11 protein-coding genes and 5 pseudogenes are annotated in these 21,398 nt (G+C 40.4%); 1 reads left to right on the top strand and 15 read right to left on the bottom strand.

The window, feature by feature from the left end; translation table 11 throughout:
• Positions 1-31: 31 nt before the first annotated feature.
• The 10 genes and pseudogenes from MF1_RS00750 to MF1_RS07210 all read right to left on the bottom strand — a co-directional run bounded on the left by MF1_RS00750 (position 32) and on the right by MF1_RS07210 (position 10,013).
• Positions 32-1,357 (bottom strand): S41 family peptidase, encoded by a 1,326-nt coding sequence (locus MF1_RS00750; protein WP_161510245.1) that lies wholly within the window; start codon positions 1,355-1,357, stop codon positions 32-34.
• Positions 1,347-2,627, bottom strand: a complete 1,281-nt coding sequence (locus tag MF1_RS00745; RefSeq protein ID WP_161510244.1) for a murein hydrolase activator EnvC family protein — start codon at positions 2,625-2,627, stop codon at positions 1,347-1,349. Before MF1_RS00745 ends, MF1_RS00750 begins: the two co-directional genes overlap by 11 nt.
• Before the next feature lie 97 nt (positions 2,628-2,724).
• Positions 2,725-3,208 (bottom strand): annotated as a pseudogene (rlmH, locus tag MF1_RS07025) (23S rRNA (pseudouridine(1915)-N(3))-methyltransferase RlmH).
• Position 3,209: 1 nt separating this feature from the next.
• Positions 3,210-3,641, bottom strand: a pseudogene (gene rsfS / locus MF1_RS06715) (ribosome silencing factor).
• Between the two features lie 60 nt (positions 3,642-3,701).
• The gene (locus MF1_RS00730; protein ID WP_161510243.1) at positions 3,702-4,295 is read right to left on the bottom strand and encodes a nicotinate-nucleotide adenylyltransferase; all 594 of its coding nucleotides are present in this window, start codon (positions 4,293-4,295) and stop codon (positions 3,702-3,704) included.
• Positions 4,296-4,324: 29 nt separating this feature from the next.
• Positions 4,325-5,581, bottom strand: a complete 1,257-nt coding sequence (locus MF1_RS00725) for a glutamate-5-semialdehyde dehydrogenase (RefSeq protein ID WP_161510242.1) — start codon at positions 5,579-5,581, stop codon at positions 4,325-4,327.
• A gap of 49 nt (positions 5,582-5,630) precedes the next feature.
• Positions 5,631-6,785 (bottom strand): glutamate 5-kinase, encoded by a 1,155-nt coding sequence (gene proB / locus MF1_RS00720; protein ID WP_161510241.1) that lies wholly within the window; start codon positions 6,783-6,785, stop codon positions 5,631-5,633.
• Positions 6,769-7,794: a GTPase ObgE gene (gene obgE / locus MF1_RS00715; protein ID WP_161510240.1), complete on the bottom strand. Its 1,026-nt coding sequence runs from the start codon at positions 7,792-7,794 to the stop codon at positions 6,769-6,771. Before obgE ends, proB begins: the two co-directional genes overlap by 17 nt.
• Before the next feature lie 167 nt (positions 7,795-7,961).
• A complete protein-coding gene (locus tag MF1_RS00710) occupies positions 7,962-8,687 on the bottom strand; it encodes an RlmE family RNA methyltransferase (RefSeq protein ID WP_014923678.1) in 726 nt (241 codons plus the stop codon).
• Between the two features lie 61 nt (positions 8,688-8,748).
• Positions 8,749-10,013: pseudogene (locus MF1_RS07210) on the bottom strand (Ppx/GppA phosphatase family protein).
• 568 nt (positions 10,014-10,581) lie between these two features.
• Here MF1_RS07210 and MF1_RS00700 point away from each other — a divergent pair.
• Positions 10,582-11,064, top strand: a pseudogene (locus MF1_RS00700) (adhesin); the annotation flags it as partial.
• 44 nt (positions 11,065-11,108) lie between these two features.
• Here MF1_RS00700 and MF1_RS00695 read toward each other — a convergent pair.
• From MF1_RS00695 to MF1_RS00675, 5 genes and pseudogenes are all read right to left on the bottom strand, one after another.
• Positions 11,109-11,362: pseudogene (locus MF1_RS00695) on the bottom strand (hypothetical protein); the annotation flags it as partial.
• Between the two features lie 349 nt (positions 11,363-11,711).
• Entirely contained in the window at positions 11,712-12,284 is a 573-nt protein-coding gene (locus tag MF1_RS00690) for an invasion associated locus B family protein (protein ID WP_014923676.1), read from the bottom strand.
• Positions 12,281-15,103 carry a Vomp family autotransporter gene (locus MF1_RS00685; RefSeq protein ID WP_161510238.1) on the bottom strand — a complete coding sequence of 941 codons (2,823 nt, stop codon included), beginning with the start codon at positions 15,101-15,103 and terminating at the stop codon, positions 12,281-12,283. The genes MF1_RS00690 and MF1_RS00685 overlap by 4 nt, the downstream gene beginning before the upstream one ends.
• Before the next feature lie 393 nt (positions 15,104-15,496).
• Positions 15,497-18,289, bottom strand: a complete 2,793-nt coding sequence (locus tag MF1_RS00680; protein WP_434061854.1) for a Vomp family autotransporter — start codon at positions 18,287-18,289, stop codon at positions 15,497-15,499.
• Between the two features lie 175 nt (positions 18,290-18,464).
• Positions 18,465-21,272: a Vomp family autotransporter gene (locus MF1_RS00675; protein WP_161510237.1), complete on the bottom strand. Its 2,808-nt coding sequence runs from the start codon at positions 21,270-21,272 to the stop codon at positions 18,465-18,467.
• Positions 21,273-21,398: the final 126 nt, after the last annotated feature.

Genomic DNA, 21,398 nt, shown 5'->3' with positions numbered 1-21,398 from the left:
GTACAAAAGAATAAACTTTACACATCCTTTCTTACTTTAAGACATCCTTTTTTAAAACATTCTTATTGGGATCTGGTGGAAATGCTGCATGTGCCATTTCACCCCGTAAAAGCTTATAAGCCTCACTCAATTGAGTATCATCCTTAGGATCTTTCGGAACAAAAGCGGCTGAACCAGACCCTTTATTGCTCTCTTGTTTTCCTTTGATATGCCCTTTTAACTCAGATTCACCAAGCTTTACATCGTAATCTTTATATTGTTCAGGCAATGGTTGCTCTACAATAATATCAGGTGTGATCCCAGTTCCTTGAATTGAAGTTCCAGCCGGCGTATAATAGAGTGCTGTTGTTAAGCGTAAAGCACCATTTTCACCTAAGGGGATAACCGTTTGAACAGATCCCTTGCCAAAAGATTGTGTGCCTAAAATTGTAGCACGACGATGATCTTGTAGCGCACCTGCGACAATTTCAGAAGCGCTTGCTGAACCACCATTAATGAGTACAATAAGCGGCTTTCCATTGATGATATCCCCTGGCTTAGCATCAAATCTTACCACATCATTCTTTTTGCGCCCGCGGGTTGATACAATCTCGCCTTTATTGAGAAAAGCACTGGAGACATTTACAGCCTGGTTGAATAGCCCTCCAGGATTAAGTCGCAAATCAAGAACATACCCTTTCAATTTATCTTGAGGAATTTTAGACTGAATATCTTTAATTGCAGTCTGAAGATCTCCAAAAGTCTGTTCAGAAAATCGGATGAGTCTTAAATAGCCAATATCATCTTCAACCCGGTATTTCACTGCCTTAACCTTGATGATATCACGAACAACCTTAATCTCAAGCGGCTTATCAACACCAGAACGAATAATCGTCAATGTAATTGGTGTTCCAGGAGCACCCCGCATCCTCTTGACAGCTTCATTCAATGTTTGACCATTCGTCTGTACACCATCAATTTTTGAAATGAGATCCCCTGCCAAAATACCTGCTTTTGAAGCCGGTGTATCATCCATTGGAGAAACAACTTTAACTAAGTTTTTTTCCATGGTCACCTCAATACCAAGGCCCCCAAATTCTCCCTTCGTAGAATCCCACATATCCTTGGCTTCTTCAGCATTCATATAAGATGAATGGGGATCAAGTGATGTGAGCATGCCATTGATAGCATTTTCAATAAGCTTTTTATCATCTGGAACCGTCACATATTGCATACGTACTCGTTCAAAGATATCGCCAAATAGGGACAGCTGTTGATAAGTATCACCTTCATTGTTCGCAGCAACAGACTGCACCATAATCATTGAACTGGCGCCAAGTAATACCCCAGCGACCAAAAGAATAACTTTACGAATCATTTTGGTTCCTTTTCGTTTTTTCACTCTGCCACCAAGGAGTTGGATTCACAGGTTTTCCCTGCTTTCTAAACTCAATGTAAAGCATTGGAGCAGTTTTGCCTATATCCAATGCAACACTGTTTGCAATAAATTGCATTCCCATCATACCCAGAGGCTCACCTGAAAGAACGAATTGCCCCTGTGTTACGTTGATTCTCGACATCCCAATAAGAACAATATGGTAACCATTTCCAACATTCAGAATAATTAACTGTCCGTAAGAACGAAAGGGTCCAGCAAAAGCAACAAGAGCATCAGCAGGTGCTATAATAACAGCTTCTGATTCTGTTTCAATCATTTCACCAAAGCGCGTAATCTGCGAACTATTATTAATGTGTTGAATTTTTTTTCCTAAAACAGGAAAAAGTAAAGAACCTTTTCGACTTTCGAAATCGTACTGCTCTAACAATTGTAAACTTTTTCGTACCTGTATTGATTCATCAGCATTAAGCTTCGACTGACGATCAAGTTCTAAAATCAATTCTTCCAAAGACTGCGCTTTTTTAGCAAGAGCAATATTTTTTTGTTGCTGCTCTGTAAGTTCTTCTTCCGATCTTTTTTGTAGTTTGGCTTTTTTATCTAATAAAAGCTCTAAACGCTTTCGCTGCTCTGCTTGATTTTGCATTTTAGTCTTTAAAGCCTTATACTCCCTTGTAATTGAATTGCTTAAATTGGTCAATTCCTTGAGGTTCTCTGTTAAAGTCCGTGTTTTCTCTTGCATTTGAGGTATGACAGCCCCTAATAAAACAGAACTACGCACAGAAGCTAACACATCTTCAGGTCGTACCATAAGAGCAGGAGGTGGGTTCAACCCCATCCGTTCTAAAATAGCAAGAACTTCGCCAAATTCAGCACGACGGCTTTTTAAACTTTGATGAACTTGTGCCCGCTTCTCTATCATTTTTTCAAGCTTTTTTTCCCTTTCAGCAATATCATTTGCTAACGTACGTTCTTCTTTAGCAGCTTTTATGAGTGCAGCGCTTAAAGTGTGTTGATCTTTTTTTAAACGCTCAACTTCACGAGCAAGAAAAACAGCACGCTCACGCAAAATAGAAATACTTTGGCGAATTTCTCCCAACGCTTTATGTGCTTCTGTACTCCTTAGTTTATCTTCTGCATGCGATACAGACAAGCAAAACCCCATACTCAAGAACAGCACAACAAATATCGCGTATTCTTCACATAAACATTGCATCTTTCTATGAAGAATCTTCTTCATTTGCCTAACCATTAAGCTTTATCGTATAAATTTAGAGATGCTTTAAATGGTGTCAGCTAAAACAATATTAATAAATATATAAATATGTACTAAAAATTGCACAAAAATGTTAAAAACGATGGTAAGGGTGATTGCTCGCAATTTTTACAGCACAATAAAGTTATAAAGTTGTTCTGTAAGAAGTATACGCGCAATTTGGTGTGGCCATGTCATAAAACCAAAAGACAATCAGCGCGATCTCTTATATGTTCTTATGCGTATCAGGCCCATCCAAAGCAATAATGACATCACGAACACCTTCATCACGATAAAACTCCAATTTTTCAGCAAAAGCAGATGATGAAATCGACTTACCCAGCGCATCCAACACGATTAATCGACACCTTTCAGATAAAAATTCAATAAATCCTCTCCCCTCTCCTTCTATTTACTGACACGCCATCTGAGCACAATTTTTTGATATCCCCCGTAGTTTTTCTAAAATAAAAACCCACAGCTTCAAAACTCTTAGAAAAACGGTCCAAATAATGATGAACCAACTTGTGTTCCACCTCCTTTTTCAGGCGATCAACAGCAAAAATAGAAATTTGCATGTCAATGATCTCTGAAGAAAACCAACTTTGTATTGTTTAAGTCCGGAGCGAGCCACATTTTTTCTAAATTGTAAACAGAGACGAATTTCCGGATAAAAACAATGAACGATAATACCGCCTGTATCAATAATATCCACTCTCCTCCAGCAAGCCCTTGTACACTCGCTCGGCTGTACCCACTGTCTTTCCAAGTGCATAAAATGGTCAGCAACAGAAGAGACATAACGCTGTGAATTTGCTTAAGCTATCACCGTGCAATAAGCTAACGACGATTTACTCTGAATATCAATGGAGATGATCTTTTGTACCCTCTAAACTCTTGAGAATAACTTTAAGAATATCACTGATAGAAAAGATTTTTTTCTGCCGGAGGTACAATACTGCAAGAGTGTTTTTGTGAAATGTTTTCCAGATTCATATCCTTTCTTATCATTTGGAATATAGAAAAAAGAGGAACTTCTCTAACAAAGAGAAGCAGAATCTTATAAAATGTTCAAGAAAAATCATTCTCCTTTAAACGCAGATTCGTTGAAGACTGAAAAGAGAGAGGCCCATGCAAATAAGTCCAAGCTGGTGGTTTCATAAAAGGTAACTGTATACTTTTTCTCTCATCTAAACGAAAAGAACGGTAAATGTGCGCCATAGGAGAAGAAAGTGCTGGCATATGCATAAAAGGACGATCGATAATCGCAATAGGAAGCATAGATATGATATCACGCCACCGATACCAATGATGAATTGTTGCCAAACTATCTGAACCCATAACCCACAAAAAATGCACCCCGGGGCAGTGCGTAAGAATATGGGAAATCGTCTTTATTGATACTGCGCTACCTATAGCCTGCTCAAAACCTGTTACACGAATCTTTGGATGATCAATGAGTTTAAAACTTAAGCGCATTCTCTCATCTAAAGATGGTAACTCTGTACAATCTTTTAAGGGATTTCCCGGAGTTACTATCCACCATAACTGATCAAGACATAAACGCCGAATTGCAGTTTTTGCAACAAGAAGATGCCCTGTGTGCGGTGGATTAAAAGACCCACCCAAAAGACCCACAACATTGGATCTTTCAACGTATGGCATACGATTTTTCCACCGAAGAAATGGCTGTTTCAAGACCTAACCTGTCCATTTCCTTTAACATGATACTGAAATGATGTCAGTTGTTCAACACCTACGGGACCACGCGCATGCATTTTTCCTGTTGCGATACCGATTTCCGCCCCAAAACCAAATTCACCTCCATCGGCAAATTGTGTAGATGCATTATGAAGCAAAATAGCTGAATCCAAACAATTAAAAAATATTTTTACCACCTTCATATCCTCAGCAATAATCGATTCCGTATGCCCCGATGAATAACGTCGAATATGCGCAATAGCTCCCTCAATCCCTTCAACTGTTTTGACAGAAAGAATTGCATCAAGATATTCCTGCGACCAATCTTCTTCAGAAGCTAATTTGACGTCTGACAGAAGAAAAACAATATCTTCTGTTGCACGAATTTCACAGCCCTTCTCTTGTAAAGCAGTCAGAACAGGAAGAAATTTTTTTAATGCCTGACGGTCAATGAGAACTGTCTCAACAGCACCACATATACCTGTCCGCCGCAACTTTGCATTTAAAACAATATTACGCGCCATATCTAAATTGGCCGATTGATCAATATAAATATGACAGAGCCCTTCTAAATGCGCAAAAATCGGAACACGTGCATCAGATTGGACGCGTGCAACAAGGTCTTTTCCACCACGAGGTACGATCACATCAATCGCTCCATCCAATCCCTTGAGCATTTCTCCAACGACATCGCGATCTTTCGTTCCAACCATTTGAATGGCATCTTGAGGTAAACCGGCTTCCTCTAATCCTTTCACCAATGCTGAATGAAGTGCATGTGCAGAATGAAAACTATCCGAACCACCACGTAAAATTGCAGCATTTCCAGATTTTAAGCACAAAGTACTCGCATCAATCGTCACACTTGGCCGACTCTCATAAATAATACCAATCACACCAAGAGGTGTACGAACGCGACGAATATGAAGCCCATTTGGACGTGTCCACTCACTCATCACTTGACCAACAGGATCAGGCAAACAAGCAACTTGGCGTACACTGTCTATGATTGCACACAAACGCACTTTATCCAACTTAAGCCGATCAACCATCGCTACATTCAAATTATTCTGAGCAGCGTTCACTAAATCTTGATGATTAGCCTGTAAAATTTCAGCTGACTGAGCTTCTAAACTCAAAGCTATCATTTCCAACGCCTTGTTCTTTTGTTCAGAAGACATAACTGCCAGCAGCGCAGCAGCATGACGTGCTTTTTGCCCCATGTCCTTCATCTGTTCTTCTAAAGTCATATAATCGTCCACTATGCCCAAAAAATAAACAAGGTAAAAGATAACTTTTTTAAGTAGAATCGGTCAAGCAGCGTAAAACCATATCATTACGATGCACCATAGCAGAACGCGCTTCATACCCAAGAATAGACTCGATTTCTTCTCTTTTACGCCCCATAATGCGTACAGCTTCATTTTTGCCATAACTCACAAGCCCACGAGCAATCTCAACGCCCTTTGTATCAACAATTGCAACCGTATCTCCACGATGAAACATCCCATCAACCGCTATAACTCCTGCAGCTAATAAGGATTTTCCTGATTCAAGAGCCTTAGCTGCTCCCGGATCAATCGTTAAAATACCAGACGGACCTAAATGACCAGAAATCCATGTTTTCCAAGCATTAACAGGCTTTTCACTGGCAGCAAAAAAACTTCTGCGTTCCCCTCTATCAATCGCTGCAAGAGGATTCATGCGCTTGCCTGAAGTAATAACCATTGCTGTTCCAGCAGAATTTGCTATTTTTCCGGCATCAAGCTTAGTCTTCATTCCTCCCCGTGAAAGCTCTGAAGCAGCAACGTCTGCCATTTTTTCGATATCACTTGTAATTGATGTAATAAAAGGAATAAATTCAGCTGTTGGATCACGATGAGGAGACTTCGTATAAAGACCATCAATATCTGATAAAAGTATTAAAAGATCCGCACCCATCATCGTCGCCACACGGGCTGCTAAACGATCATTATCACCATAACGAATTTCACTTGTTGCAACAGTATCATTCTCATTAATAACAGGCACTGCTCCAAAACGTAAAAGCACATTAATCGTAGCACGCGCATTGAGATAACGCCGTCGCTCTTCCGTATCCAATAGAGTGAGCAAAATCTGACCAGTTTTTAATCCATATTGAGCAAGCGCATCACCATAGGTTTTTGCTAATTCAATTTGCCCCAAAGCAGCACATGCCTGACTTTCTTCCAATTTCAAAACACCTCTAGGAAGACGGAGCAACGTTCTCCCTAAGGCAATAGCCCCTGAAGACACTAATAAAATCTCAACGCCTTTTTGATGCAACTTGGCAACATCATTTATCAAACTTTTAAGCCATTCAGCTCGTAAACCTGTCTGAGGCTCAACCAAAAGCGCAGATCCAATTTTTACCACAATACGTTTATAGTGCGCAAGTTTTTGCAATCCAGCTGTCTTAATCAGTCCTGACATCCCTATCGACACCTTCTTTGCGTACCATTTCAATCATATGTGCACCAACACGCAACATAGCTTCTAAACTCTCACCACTGACCGCAGAAAACATCATTACAGATTTACCCGTCACTCTTTGTAAAACCTCTTGTTTGACTTTACGTTCTTCAAGAGTGAGAGTATCTATCTGACTTATCGCTACAATTTCAGTCTTATCACTCAGATTATTTCCGTACGCCTTAAGTTCATTACGCACAATCTGATATGCTTTTGCCACATCTTCTTCTTGAGCAGAAATCAAATGAAATAAAACGCAACAACGTTCTATATGCCCCAAGAAACGGTCTCCGAGCCCAATGCCTTCATGTGCCCCTTCAATCAAACCAGGAATATCAGCCAAAACAAATTCACGAGCATCAATGCGTGCAACACCAAGATGAGGATATAAAGTGGTAAAAGGATAATCTGCAACTTTTGGCTTTGCTGCCGTTACTGACGCTAAAAAGGTTGACTTTCCAGCATTCGGCAAACCAATAAGCCCTGCATCAGCAATCAACTTCAAACGAAGCCAAAGTGTGCGCTCTTCTCCAACCAAACCGGGATTTGCACGGCGAGGTGCCTGATTTGTAGAGTTCATAAAATGGAGATTCCCAAAACCGCCATTCCCTCCTTTTGCAAGACGATAACGTTGTCCAACTTCCGTTAAATCACAGATTAATGTTGTATTATCTTCTTCAAAAATTTGCGTCCCAACCGGTACTTTAAGGATAATATCATCACCCTTTTCACCGGTCATATTCCGCCCCTTGCCGTGCCCCCCTGTTTTTGCTCTAAAATGTTGCTGGTAGCGATAGTCAATCAGTGTATTAAGCCCATCTACAACGAGAGCCCAAACATCACCACCACGTCCTCCATCCCCCCCATCAGGACCTCCAAATTCAATGAACTTTTCACGACGAAATGATACAGCCCCTGCTCCTCCATTACCAGAACGAATATAAACTTTAGCTTGATCAAGAAATTTCATTGGAAATGCTCACTGAGGAATCAATTATTCCTACTTTAAAGGTATATATTAGTTTTACCAGTTTTTCATCATTTACAAAAAACTATAAACAATATTACTGACACCTGTTTGAAAATATCCTCACAGTTAAATATGTAAGCAACTTAAACCTTCTGAAAAAAAAGCTTTTATTTTACTTCTGTTTTTGCCTTAAATTCGAGTGCTAGAAGATAAAGCTCCACTGATTCTGTCCGGCTTGCAGGTGGTTTAACATGATGGACTGTTTTAAAGTTCTGTTTCAATGTCGTAAGAAGGGTGTTTTCTGCCCCACCTTGAAAGGCCTTTACTAAAAAATGCCCTCCAGACTTGAGAACAGAAAGAGCAAAATCAGCAGCGACTTCACATAAATAAATCGTTCTTAAATAATCTGTCTGACGATGTCCTATTGTTGGTGCGGCCATATCAGAAAGCACTACATCTGGCTTTGTCCCTAAAGCATCAATCAATTTCTGCGGTGCATCTGTATGCAAAAAATCCATTTCCAGCATTATAACCCCAGGCAATGGAACAACAGGCAAATAATCAATGCCAACCACACTAGGCTTTTCATCACTTGACCCTACAATACGCTGAGCCACCTGACACCATCCCCCCGGCGCCGCTCCCAGATCAATGATTTTTTGACCTTTTTTGAGAAATTTATAGCGCTCATTCATTTCGATGAGTTTATAGGCCGCACGCGAACGATAACCATCTATTTTCGACTGATGAACATAAGGATCGTTCAGATGCCTTTCTAACCATCGCCGCGAAGATGCTTTAATGGTTCCTGCTTTCTTCTTTACGCGCTGATATAATTTATGCGATCCTGAGCCCCCGTATCCGCCAGTCGGTGTTTTTCTCGTTTTTTTCATAACTATTTATTGTCTCCATATTCTGATATAGCTAATGCTTGAAGCTTCCCCTCTTCCCATGTCAACACCCTACACCATCTCGTAACATCAGCTCTATCAAAATTCCTTCTCTCAACCCACGATCAGCAACTCTTAAACGTTGACTGGGCCAAACCTCTCGAATAGCATCTAAAATTGCACAACCAGCTAAAACGAAATCTAGCTCTCTCTCGCCCAATATAAGAATCGATTCTGCGCTTTTTTTATGTCTCATGACAATAAACGTTTGATCATAAGAGTAATATCTGCATCATTCATCCAAATGCCATCCATTTTCTTCCAATCGTAACGCTCTAAATTAAGGTGCATTCCTGCTAAAGTCGTAATCATTCCAGAAGTTCCCAAAAGATGAAACTTCGAGCCCTGAGCTAGATCTCCCAATTTATAATGATCTGAAAAATTATTTAAAAAACCCTGCACATAGCTTTTCATCTTTTCAAAATCATCTAGACTAATATCACTACCTCCAAAACGTTCAGCAAGGTGACAACACCAACAGAAAGCGAAGTCCAAGCTGTAATCTGTTTAGCTAAACGCAAAGAACGCTTTTGAGAAATATCAAGAAGCACAATTTCCGATGACTATCCTCTAATATCAAAAAAGACAATTGCATCAGTATTTCGCTCAACTAGTGTACCATATTCCTGAAACAGCAAAGCGCACTTCTGTTTTCCGATAAACAATTTCCAATTTAAGGTCAGTCGCATCCAAAACGCGTTGAATAAAATGTCTCCCATTTTTTGCCGAACGTCAAGCTTCTTTGCAACCAAACGATAACGCTTAATACGCCTTTATTTTAGCTTTAAATGACAAATCTTTAATGCTTCAATCGCGCGGTCCATAGCTTATGTATTAAGGAAAGCCGTTATTTACTAAACCTTCTCCCAATTTTACAATAACAACTCGAAAATACCCAGGTTTACTAGGAGATACAATAAGAAGACGACAATTATTCGTTCCCAAATCAAGGGCTGCGTAAAGAGGTGAAGATTTTAATTGAGAAAACCGTGAAAAAAAGGTGTTTTTTGACTTTTTGTTTTTTCAACACCTATAATCATTCGACTTCAGAATTCACAAGCTGTATCCGATTGAATAAGGACTTGTCTCTGTTTCCAAAGTCTTTTTCTCTGTTTTTTTTATATCAACAGAAGTAGAGCGTACCCCTGTCTGTAAGAATGCAGAGCGATTATTTCGATTGTTACCACTGTAACCATACAATTGCTCTGTTCTTGTATTGTACAGTCTTCCTTGCTTTGACTCTTTTGAATCATAATCTAACAGAGTCATTTTTTCTTATCCCTTGAGCATTTCCCCCCCCCAAATAAAAAAACGCGAGAACCCTTCTTCTGCTATCACTAGAACTAAAGTAAAAATGCGGAATTAAATTACCAATACTAAGAAAATATTTATTATTTTTCAATCATCGAGATCTTCTACATAAGTATCTTTCAAGTTACTGCAAGATATTTTGATGATTAAAAAATTAAAACTTTCTGCAACAGCATATTTTTCTTTATAAACTTAGAATTATAAATTTTTTTATGCTGACATCCAATTTTGTATTCTGCCGCTCCTCTTTAAAAGCATTATTAATATTATTTTCAGCAATTATAATATCAATATAAAAACCACTGTATTACTTCAATTTATATCTATTGCCATTGAATCATATTGCCCTAAAATACATAAAAGCTTTCACAAAAAATTGACATCTTCCTTGTCGGAAAGAGCGAGTATTCTTAATTTATTTTATTCAGTTTTAAACTCACTATTCTCAGTGATTTTGTACTGATAAAAACTAACGTAATTCACTAGTTTCTCTTAGATGGGGCAAATTGAGCAAGGGTCGAGTGAAGCCATTACAGATAATCAGCTTTATATGATGAGCAATAAGCTTGCTGCTTATTTTGATGGCGGTGCTAGATATGAGAATGGTCAGTGGTCGGATCCAACATTTACGCTTCACCAATGGAATTCTGATGGCAATTTTGTTGAGAAGAACTATAAGACTGTAGCGGATGCTTTTGGTGGTGTTGATACGGTTATCAAGGATATTTATAGTAAAATTGGGGATTTGCCTGGTGGGGGCGTTAAGGATCAAGATGCCTTATTGTGGAGCGAGACTGAGAATGCTTTTGTTGCGCTTCATGGGTCGGAAGGAAAGAAGACGAATAGCAAGCTGAAGTTTCTCTTAGATGGTGCCATTGAGCAAGGGTCGAGTGAAGCGATTACGGGTAATCAGCTTTATATGATGAGCAATAAGCTTGCTGCTTATTTTGGTGGCGGTGCTGGATATGAGAATGGGAAGTGGTTGGATCCTATCTTTAAGGTTGGCCAATGAACAACACCCAATTTCAAAATTTCTCAAGTTGCTGCAGATGGTATAGCTGTAAACCCAGAAACCTGATCTAAACCACAAACATAATCATCACCATCTTCTGCCAAAACACCCTTGCCATCAAAAGCACTTAGAGAAAGAATACAAATATTCTTACGATCATTCTTAGTCTTACGATCCAAAATAACTTCCTGGCTCATAGGTAAAGTCAAAGCAAAAACAGCCGATACACTCGATAAGAGGGTAACCAGAGTGATGCTTAATGAACCCACTTTAAAAAACTTAGTCTTGAATGCAATTGAAACGAGCTATAAGACTGTTGCTGGTACTTTTGGTGGTATTGAAAGCAGTTTTTCTCATTTGAATAAGTATTTGAGGATTGTTTGAACAGGGGACGTCTCTAGTACTTCCGTCTCATGATTCCGACACATTACTATAAGCCCTGTGGAAAACTCTAAGCTGATTTTCTATTACATAGAGAAAGCTTTATGATTTTATATTTGTAAAATGTGCTTTCATTTTGCTAAATCATCTCTCTGATTAGATTGATGTGAACTTCTTACTCCATTGCACTCTTCATTTAAATCTGAAAATACAACGCAAAGATTTATAAAAAAATAATCCTGCTAAAAGCTATCTACACCAATCTATCGTTGTAGAGAATAAAGTGCTGCACTCAGCCCTTTAAATGGCACAATAAAAGAAAATACCTTTCCCTCTTTAACTTTATAGGAAATACGTGCTTCTTTATTCTGCTCTATTTGTTTACTAAAAACTGGTCCTACAAGCAATTGTGCTAAGCAGACCTCTTCATCACATTGCGTATAACGAATGAGGAAAGGCTTTTTAACGCCTTCAATAAACATTCGAATAGGGACATTTGTATCAGTATTTGGCAATGTTCGAAAGAGCATTACTGCTTGACCATTTTTCGTAGAAACAAGAGACCAACTAAAAATAGTATTATCTTCCTGATCATGAACAGTTTGAGTCACATTACATACACCTTGCTTAAACTTTTGTTTTTCATCGCAAATCAACGTCCAATAATAAAATTGCATAATGATTCGACGTGTTTCACCAAGTTCTCCCTTAGGAACAGATAATTGTGGTGGATGCACTGTATAAGCACTATTGTTTTCATCAGCAAAACTATTACCCTTGCCTAATAAAATAGAGGCAAATAAAAAAACTACAATAATAATTTGATTTCTCATCATGATTTTAGTTTTAAGCTTAGCCCCGCACCGATTCCCCAATGACCAGCAGAAGTCGTTATCGACCCACTAGAAAGGATCTTACCATCTTTAGATGCATAACCTGCACCAAAGGCAAATGCACCTTGACTACGCCATAAGCCGCTCCCAAATGCAATGCTTAATTTTCCAGGTGTATCATTGTAACGTAAGTTAGATACCGCTAAACCTACAGCCGCTGCTTGCCTCGCTTCTTTCCGGGCACCCTCAATACCATAATTTAAAGCCTCAAACTTCATATCTGTATAGTCTTTAGCCTGAGAAACAGCATCATTAATGGCATCAACAGTGATATTCTTGATACGTTCATCCGTATATTTTTTCGCATCATCAAGAACAACCTTCATCTGTTGTTCCGTATAGTCATGCAACTGACCACCATTCACTGCTTCTTTCGAACCCTTCTCTATCTTCCCATCCGCAACATTATCAATCACTACAGGTTCACCAGCATTACCACCTTGTAAACTGATTTTATTCGTTTTATTCCCATCCTCATCTCGGTCATAGCTAACAGCACCATCAACAACCTGACCAATCCCTTGCTCAATAGCATCAACCTTTTGTTCAACACCAGAGAGACGTTCATTGGTTTCCCAAAGCTGTCCACCATTGACTGCATCTTTCGAACCTTGCGCAATATTACCATCAGCTACTTCCGTAATCTTACCAGGTTGACCCTTATGGCTCGCATCATACCCGCCCTTCTCTTCATTCCAATGTAACACATCAGAATCAGAAGACGGAGGTACCGGAGATGCCCCTTGTTCAACAGCCTTCAAACGATCATTGAGATTAGACAAACTGCTATCAACACCACCAAAAGCATCCGCTACAGTCTTATAGCTCTTCTCAACAACACTGCCATCAGGACCCAATTGGTGAAGCATAAATGTTGGATCCAACCACTTCCCATTCTCATATCCAGCACCGCCACCAAAATAAGCAGCAAGCTTATTGCTCATCATATAAAGCTGATTACCCGTAATCGCTTCACTCGACCCTTGCTCAATGGCACCATCTAAGAGAAACTTCAGCTTGCTATTCGTCTTCTTTCCTTCCGACCCATGAAGCGCAACAAAAGCATTCTCAGTCTCGCTCCACAATAAGGCATCTTGATCCTTAACGCCCCCACCAGGCAAATCCCCAATTTTACTATAAATATCCTTGATAACCGTATCAACACCACCAAAAGCATCCGCTACAGTCTTATAGTTCTTCTCAACAAAATTGCCATCAGAATTCCATTGGTGAAGCGTAAATGTTGGATCCGACCACTGACCATTCTCATATCTAGCACCGCCACCAAAATAAGCAGCAAGCTTATTGCTCATCATATAAAGCTGAGAACCATTTATGGCATCTGTTGAAGCTTTACTAATGTCACCGTTCAAAAGATAGGTAATCTTACTGTTCGTTTTGTTTCCCTCTTTTGCATGAAGTGCAACAAAGGCATTCTCAGTCTCGCTCCACATTAAGGCATCTTGATCCTTAACGCCTCCACCAGGCAAATCCTCAAGTTTACTATAAATATCTGTGAGTATGTTATCAACACCACCAAAAGCAGAACCAACATCACGATGCTGTTTGCCCTGAATAGTGTAAGTTGGTGCAACATTCTGAGCCACATCTGCACCACCACCTAAATAGTTTGTGAGATTCTTACCTAGATTGTTTAAAGTTCCATTTAGACCCGCAACTGTTTGATTGGTTTCCCAAAGTTGATGACCATTTATTGCCTCAACTGACCCCTGAGAAACCTCCCCGTTCTTCACTCCAGCCAAAACTCGATCTTGCCCATCGCTATTTTTAATATCTATTTTGTCTCCCGAGCGCTTTGAACCAATACGAATAAGCTTAGAACCTTCATCGTACTCAATCATCCCCCCTATATTGTCTTTTACCCACTCTCTTAACGCTTTTAGCTGTGCGACATTGACTGCATCGGTGTCTTCCAAACCTGCCGCCACTCCTGCTATATGTCGGGTTTTACCTTTCTCAACATCACCAATGCTGACCTCACCCAGAGAAGACACCCACCACGGATTATTATCGCTGGGATTAGAATCATTTATTCGAGGATCCCAACCCCTGGGATTCTCTCTCGATCTAGTCGCAGAACCAGAACCTAGAGCTACACTTGTAGAAGTCTCAGCCTTAGTTATAAAGTTAATGTTGCTAGTACCTATAGCGATAGATTCCTCAGCCTTGGCGCCGCGCGATCCTATTCCAATCGCCCCACGAGGCAACGGAGGGGCATTTACCCAGGGTCTGCCCCCATAAAAAGCAATCCATGAATCATTATCATAATGCCCATAGGATTGTGGTCCTGCAACTTTTTTTGTTTCAGCTAGATCAAATATTGCTGCCTCATAACCTAGCGTATAGGGATGGGAACTGCTCCTAACAGAATGAACACCAGAAACTCTAGAGAAAGGCCCCTTCAAAGCGCTATCCTCTCTCTTTACCGTAAGCGCAATACCCTCTTTCTCTGAACTTTCCCCAACTTGGTTGATATCTAACGCATCAGACCCAGAAACCTGATCTAAACCACAAACATAACCATCACCATCTTCTGCCAAAACATCCTTGCCATCAAAAGCACTTAGAGAAAGAATACAAATATTCTTACGATCATTCTTAGTCTTACGATCCAAAATAACTTCCTGGCTCATAGGTAAAGTCAAAGCAAAAACAGCCGATACACTCGATAAGAGGGTAACCAGAGTGATGCTTAATGAACCCGCTTTAAAAAAACTTAGTCTTGAATGCAATTCCCTCATAAAATTCCCCAATAAAAATTGCAAGATTCCCCTTAAGTGCCTGTAAATAATGAAAAATGTTAGGAAAATATTTAAAATTAAGGCATTTTTCCCCCCGCAAACGGAAATAGTCTGTTGCACAGACTTTACTTTAGTGAGAGCCCTTTATAGCAAATACTATAAAATAGCAAGAAAAAAATTAATAATCCTAATTTAGATGCAAATGAACATTTATTTTTATTTATGATAATTATACAGTGGCCAGTATTCTTTGAAGTTTTTGCAATTAGATTTATAATTATGCATCTTAAATAAATTTGTATAATCCCTTTTTAATTCTATCAAAACTCTTCACCTCTGCCTTATTTAGGCAGAGGTGAACGGAATTGCGCTACCATAGCTGTCTTTGTATTATCAATTCAGTGTTAAGCCTAATCCAGCACCAACTCCCCAATGACCACCAGAAGTCGTTATCGACCCACTAGAAAGGGTCTTACCATCTTCAGACGCATAACCTGCACCAAAGGCAAATGCACCTTGACTACGCCATAAGCCGCTCCCAAATGCAATGCTTAATTTTCCAGGTGTATCATTGTAACGTAAGTTAGATACCGCTAAACCTACAGCCGCTGCTTGCCTCGCTTCTTTCCGGGCACCCTCAATACCATAATTTAAAGCCTCAAACTTCATATCTGTATAGTCTTTAGCCTGAGAAACAGCATCATTAATGGCATCAACAGTGATATTCTTGATACGTTCATCCGTATATTTTTTCGCATCATCAAGAACAACCTTCATCTGTTGTTCCGTATAGTCATGCAACTGACCACCATTCACTGCTTCTTTCGAACCCTTCTCTATCTTCCCATCCGCAACATTATCAATCACTACAGGTTCACCAGCATTACCACCTTGTAAACTGATTTTATTCGTTTTATTCCCATCCTCATCTCGGTCATAGCTAACAGCACCATCAACAACCTGACCAATCCCTTGCTCAATAGCATCAACCTTTTGTTCAACACCAGAGAGACGTTCATTGGTTTCCCAAAGCTGTCCACCATTGACTGCATCTTTCGAACCTTGCGCAATATTACCATCAGCTACTTCCGTAATCTTACCAGGTTGACCCTTATGGCTCGCATCATACCCGCCCTTCTCTTCATTCCAATGTAACACATCAGAATCAGAAGACGGAGGTACCGGAGATGCCCCTTGTTCAACAGCCTTCAAACGATCATTGAGATTAGACAAACTGCTATCAACACCACCAAAAGCATCCGCTACAGTCTTATAGTTCTTCTCAACAACACTGCCATCAGGACCCAATTGGTGAAGCATAAATGTTGGATCCAACCACTTCCCATTCTCATATCCAGCACCGCCACCAAAATAAGCAGCAAGCTTATTGCTCATCATATAAAGCTGATTACCCGTAATCGCTTCACTCGACCCTTGCTCAATGGCACCATCTAAGAGAAACTTCAGCTTGCTATTCGTCTTCTTTCCTTCCGACCCATGAAGCGCAACAAAAGCATTCTCAGTCTCGCTCCACAATAAGGCATCTTGATCCTTAACGCCCCCACCAGGCAAATCCCCAATTTTACTATAAATATCCTTGATAACCGTATCAACACCACCAAAAGCATCCGCTACAGTCTTATAGTTCTTCTCAACAAAATTGCCATCAGAATTCCATTGGTGAAGCGTAAATGTTGGATCCGACCACTGACCATTCTCATATCTAGCACCGCCACCAAAATAAGCAGCAAGCTTATTGCTCATCATATAAAGCTGAGAACCATTTATGGCATCTGTTGAATCTTCACTAATGTCACCATCCAAAAGATAGGTAATCTTACTCTCCGTTTTATCTCCTCCCAATCCATGAAGTGCAACAAAGGCATTCTCAGTCTCGCTCCACATTAAGGCATCTTGATCCTTAACGCTTCTACCAGGCAAATCCTCAAGTTTACTATAAATATCCTTGATGACGGTATTAACACCACCAAAAGCAGAACCAACATCACGATGCTGTTTGCCCTGAATAGTGTAAGTTGGTGCAACATTCTGAGCCACATCTGCACCACCACCTAAATAGTTTGTGAGATTCTTACCTAGATTGTTTAAAGTTCCATTTAGACCCGCAACTGTTTGATTGGTTTCCCAAAGTTGATGACCATTTATTGCCTCAACTGACCCCTGAGAAACCTCCCCGTTCTTCACTCCAGCCAAAACTCGATCTTGCCCATCGCTATTTTTAATATCTATTTTGTCTCCCGAGCGCTTTGAACCAATACGAATAAGCTTAGAACCTTCATCGTACTCAATCTCCCCTGGTCCTGTGAGCTCGCTTGCCCACTCTCTTAACGCTTTTAGCTGTGCGACATTGACTGCATCGGTGTCTTTCCAGCCTGCCGCCACTCCTGCTATATGTCGGGTTTTACCGTTCTTAACATCACCAATGCTGACCTCACCCAGAGAAGACACCCACCACGGATTATTATCGCTGGGATTAGAATCATTTATTCGAGGATCCCAACCCCTGGGATTCTCTCTCCATCTAGCCGCAGAACTAGAACCTAGAGCTACACTCGCACGAACATAAGCCTTAGCCTCAGCACCCAAAGCGACAGCATTGATGGTTGCAAACGCATTCTCCCCTATAGCCAATGCCCCTTCTCCCTCTGCCCGTGCACCTTTACCGATAGCAGTCCACATTGAGTTCTGATCATAGTAATTATAAGGCTGTCCTGCAACTTTTTTTGTTTCAGCTAGATCAAATATTGCTGCCTCATAACCTAGCGTATAGGGATGGGAACTGCTCCTAACAGAATGAACACCAGAAACTCTAGAGAAAGGCCCCTTCAAAGCGCTATCCTCTCTCTTTACCGTAAGCGCAATACCCTCTTTCTCTGAACTTTCCCCAACTTGGTTGATATCTAACGCATCAGACCCAGAAACCTGATCTAAACCACAAACATAACCATCACCATCTTCTGCCAAAACATCCTTGCCATCAAAAGCACTTAGAGAAAGAATACAAATATTCTTACGATCATTCTTAGTCTTACGATCCAAAATAACTTCCTGGCTCATAGGTAAAGTCAAAGCAAAAACAGCCGATACACTCGATAAGAGGGTAACCAGAGTGATGCTTAATGAACCCGCTTTAAAAAAACTTAGTCTTGAATGCAATTCCCTCATAAAATTCCCCAATAAAAAGATGAAAAGACATATTTTCCTGTCAATGTAGTTATAGGAATATGTAGTAGATTTATCTTTGTTACCAATTGACGCTATTCCTTTTTGTGTGAAGAAACTCTTACTTTTACCATTCAAAAAATGATATGGAGGCCTAAAACAAGAATTTGATTTCTCATCATGATTTTAGTTTTAAGCTTAGCCCCGCACTTATATTCCAGACCCCCCCAGAAGTTGTTATCGACACATTAGAAAGGGTCTTACCATCTTCAGACGCATAACCTGCACCAAAGGCAAATGCACCTTGACTACGCCATAAGCCGCTCCCAAATGCAATGCTTAATGCTCCAGGTGTATCGTGATAACGTAAATTAGATACCGCTAAACCTATAGCCGCTGCTTGCATCGCCTCTTTCCGGGCACCCTCAATACCATAATTTAAAGCCTCAAACTTCATATCTGTATAGTCTTTAGCCTGAGAAACAGCATCATCAAGGGCATCAACAGTGATATTCTTGATACGTTCATCCGTATATTTTTTCGCATCATCAAGAACAACCTTCATCTGTTGTTCCGTATAGTCATGCAACTGACCACCATTCACTGCTTCTTTCGAACCCTTCTCTATCTTCCCATCCGCAACATTATCAATCACTACAGGTTCACCAGCATTACCACCTTGTAAACTGATTTTATTCGTTTTATTCCCATCCTCATCTCGGTCATAGCTAACAGCACCATCAACAACCTGACCAATCCCTTGCTCAATAGCATCAACCTTTTGTTCAACACTAGAGAGACGCTCATTGGTTTCCCAAAGCTGTCCACCATTGACTGCATCCTTCGAACCTTGCGCAATATTACCATCAGCTACTTCCGTAATCTTACCAGGTTGACCCTTATGGCTCGCATCATACCCGCCCTTCTCTTCATTCCAATGTAACACATCAGAATCAGAAGACGGAGGTACCGGAGATGCCCCTTGTTCAACAGCCTTCAAACGATCATTGAGATTAGACAAACTGCTATCAACACCACCAAAAGCATCCGCTACAGTCTTATAGCTCTTCTCAACAACACTGCCATCAGGACCCAATTGGTGAAGCATAAATGTTGGATCCAACCACTTCCCATTCTCATATCCAGCACCGCCACCAAAATAAGCAGCAAGCTTATTGCTCATCATATAAAGCTGATTACCCGTAATCGCTTCACTCGACCCTTGCTCAATGGCACCATCTAAGAGAAACTTCAGCTTGCTATTCGTCTTCTTTCCTTCCGACCCATGAAGCGCAACAAAAGCATTCTCAGTCTCGCTCCACAATAAGGCATCTTGATCCTTAACGCCCCCACCAGGCAAATCCCCAATTTTACTATAAATATCCTTGATAACCGTATCAACACCACCAAAAGCATCCGCTACAGTCTTATAGTTCTTCTCAACAAAATTGCCATCAGAATTCCATTGGTGAAGCGTAAATGTTGGATCCGACCACTGACCATTCTCATATCTAGCACCGCCATCAAAATAAGCAGCAAGCTTATTGCTCATCATATAAAGCTGAGAACCATTTATGGCATCTGTTGAAGCTTTACTAATGTCACCGTTCAAAAGATAGGTAATCTTACTGTTCGTTTTGTTTCCCTCTTTTGCATGAAGTGCAACAAAGGCATTCTCAGTCTCGCTCCACATTAAGGCATCTTGATCCTTAACGCCTCCACCAGGCAAATCCTCAAGTTTACTATAAATATCCTTGATGACGGTATTAACACCACCAAAAGCAGAACCAACATCACGATACTTTTTGTCCTCAATAATGTAAGTTGGTGCAACATTCTGAGCCACATCTGCACCACCACCTAAATAGTTTGTGAGATTCTTACCTAGATTGTTTAAAGTTCCATTTAGACCCGCAACTGTTTGATTGGTTTCCCAAAGTTGATGACCATTTATTGCCTCAACTGACCCCTGAGAAACCTCCCCGTTCTTCACTCCAGCCAAAACTCGATCTTGCCCATCGCTATTTTTAATATCTATTTTGTCTCCCGAGCGCTTTGAACCAATACGAATAAGCTTAGAACCTTCATCGTACTCAATCATCCCCCCCTCTATATTGTCTTTTACCCACTCTCTTAACGCTTTTAGCTGTGCGACATTGACTGCATCGGTGTCTTCCAAACCTGCCGCCACTCCTGCTATATGTCGGGTCTCATTCGTATCAACGTTACCAATACTCATTGAATCTAAGACACTGCTCCAGATCCAGTTGGCGCCGCTGCCTTCATCAATCGTACCCGTTTTAGGGTTATAATAAGTCTTGTCAGCCCAACGGTGATTGACAGAATTACAACCTAAAGCTATGCCCTTACCAACAGGTGTATTGCTACTCCGACCAATAGCGATAGAGTCATAGTCATAAGTGTTCGAATTTGCTCCTAGAGATATACCCCACCCATATGCACCCTTACCGATAGATAACCACCCTTTGGTACCGGATCCCGACATCGCCCAATTCGCATAGGATTGTGGTCCTGCAACTTTTTTTGTTTCAGCTAGATCAAATATTGCTGCCTCATAACCTAGCGTATAGGGATGGGAACTGCTCCTAACAGAATGAACACCAGAAACTCTAGAGAAAGGCCCCTTCAAAGCGCTATCCTCTCTCTTTACCGTAAGCGCAATACCCTCTTTCTCTGAACTTTCCCCAACTTGGTTGATATCTAACGCATCAGACCCAGAAACCTGATCTAAACCACAAACATAACCATCACCATCTTCTGCCAAAACATCCTTGCCATCAAAAGCACTTAGAGAAAGAATACAAATATTCTTACGATCATTCTTAGTCTTACGATCCAAAATAACTTCCTGGCTCATAGGTAAAGTCAAAGCAAAAACAGCCGATACACTCGATAAGAGGGTAACCAGAGTGATGCTTAATGAACCCGCTTTAAAAAAACTTAGTCTTGAATGCAATTCCCTCATAAAATTCCCCAATAAAAATTGCAAGATTCCCCTTAAGTGCCTGTAAATAATGAAAAATGTTAGGAAAATATTTAAAATTAAGGCATTTTTCCCCCCGCAAACGGAAATAGTCTGTTGCACAGACTT

The organism is Bartonella quintana (assembly GCF_009936175.1).
In the GTDB taxonomy this organism is placed as follows: Bacteria; Pseudomonadota; Alphaproteobacteria; order Rhizobiales; family Rhizobiaceae; genus Bartonella; species Bartonella quintana.
Note: the sequence above shows the minus strand (reverse complement) of the source record. Positions and strands in the feature narration are given on the sequence as shown.

Coding starts and splice junctions, on each gene's coding strand:
- MF1_RS00750 (WP_161510245.1), bottom strand. CDS start 1,357: ATGATTCGTAAAGTTATTCTTTTGGTCGCTGGGGTATTACTTGGCGCC.
- MF1_RS00745 (WP_161510244.1), bottom strand. CDS start 2,627: ATGGTTAGGCAAATGAAGAAGATTCTTCATAGAAAGATGCAATGTTTA.
- MF1_RS00730 (WP_161510243.1), bottom strand. CDS start 4,295: ATGCCATACGTTGAAAGATCCAATGTTGTGGGTCTTTTGGGTGGGTCT.
- MF1_RS00725 (WP_161510242.1), bottom strand. CDS start 5,581: ATGACTTTAGAAGAACAGATGAAGGACATGGGGCAAAAAGCACGTCAT.
- proB (WP_161510241.1), bottom strand. CDS start 6,785: ATGTCAGGACTGATTAAGACAGCTGGATTGCAAAAACTTGCGCACTAT.
- obgE (WP_161510240.1), bottom strand. CDS start 7,794: ATGAAATTTCTTGATCAAGCTAAAGTTTATATTCGTTCTGGTAATGGA.
- MF1_RS00710 (WP_014923678.1), bottom strand. CDS start 8,687: ATGAAAAAAACGAGAAAAACACCGACTGGCGGATACGGGGGCTCAGGA.
- MF1_RS00690 (WP_014923676.1), bottom strand. CDS start 12,284: ATGATGAGAAATCAAATTATTATTGTAGTTTTTTTATTTGCCTCTATT.
- MF1_RS00685 (WP_161510238.1), bottom strand. CDS start 15,103: ATGAGGGAATTGCATTCAAGACTAAGTTTTTTTAAAGCGGGTTCATTA.
- MF1_RS00680 (WP_434061854.1), bottom strand. CDS start 18,289: ATGAGGGAATTGCATTCAAGACTAAGTTTTTTTAAAGCGGGTTCATTA.
- MF1_RS00675 (WP_161510237.1), bottom strand. CDS start 21,272: ATGAGGGAATTGCATTCAAGACTAAGTTTTTTTAAAGCGGGTTCATTA.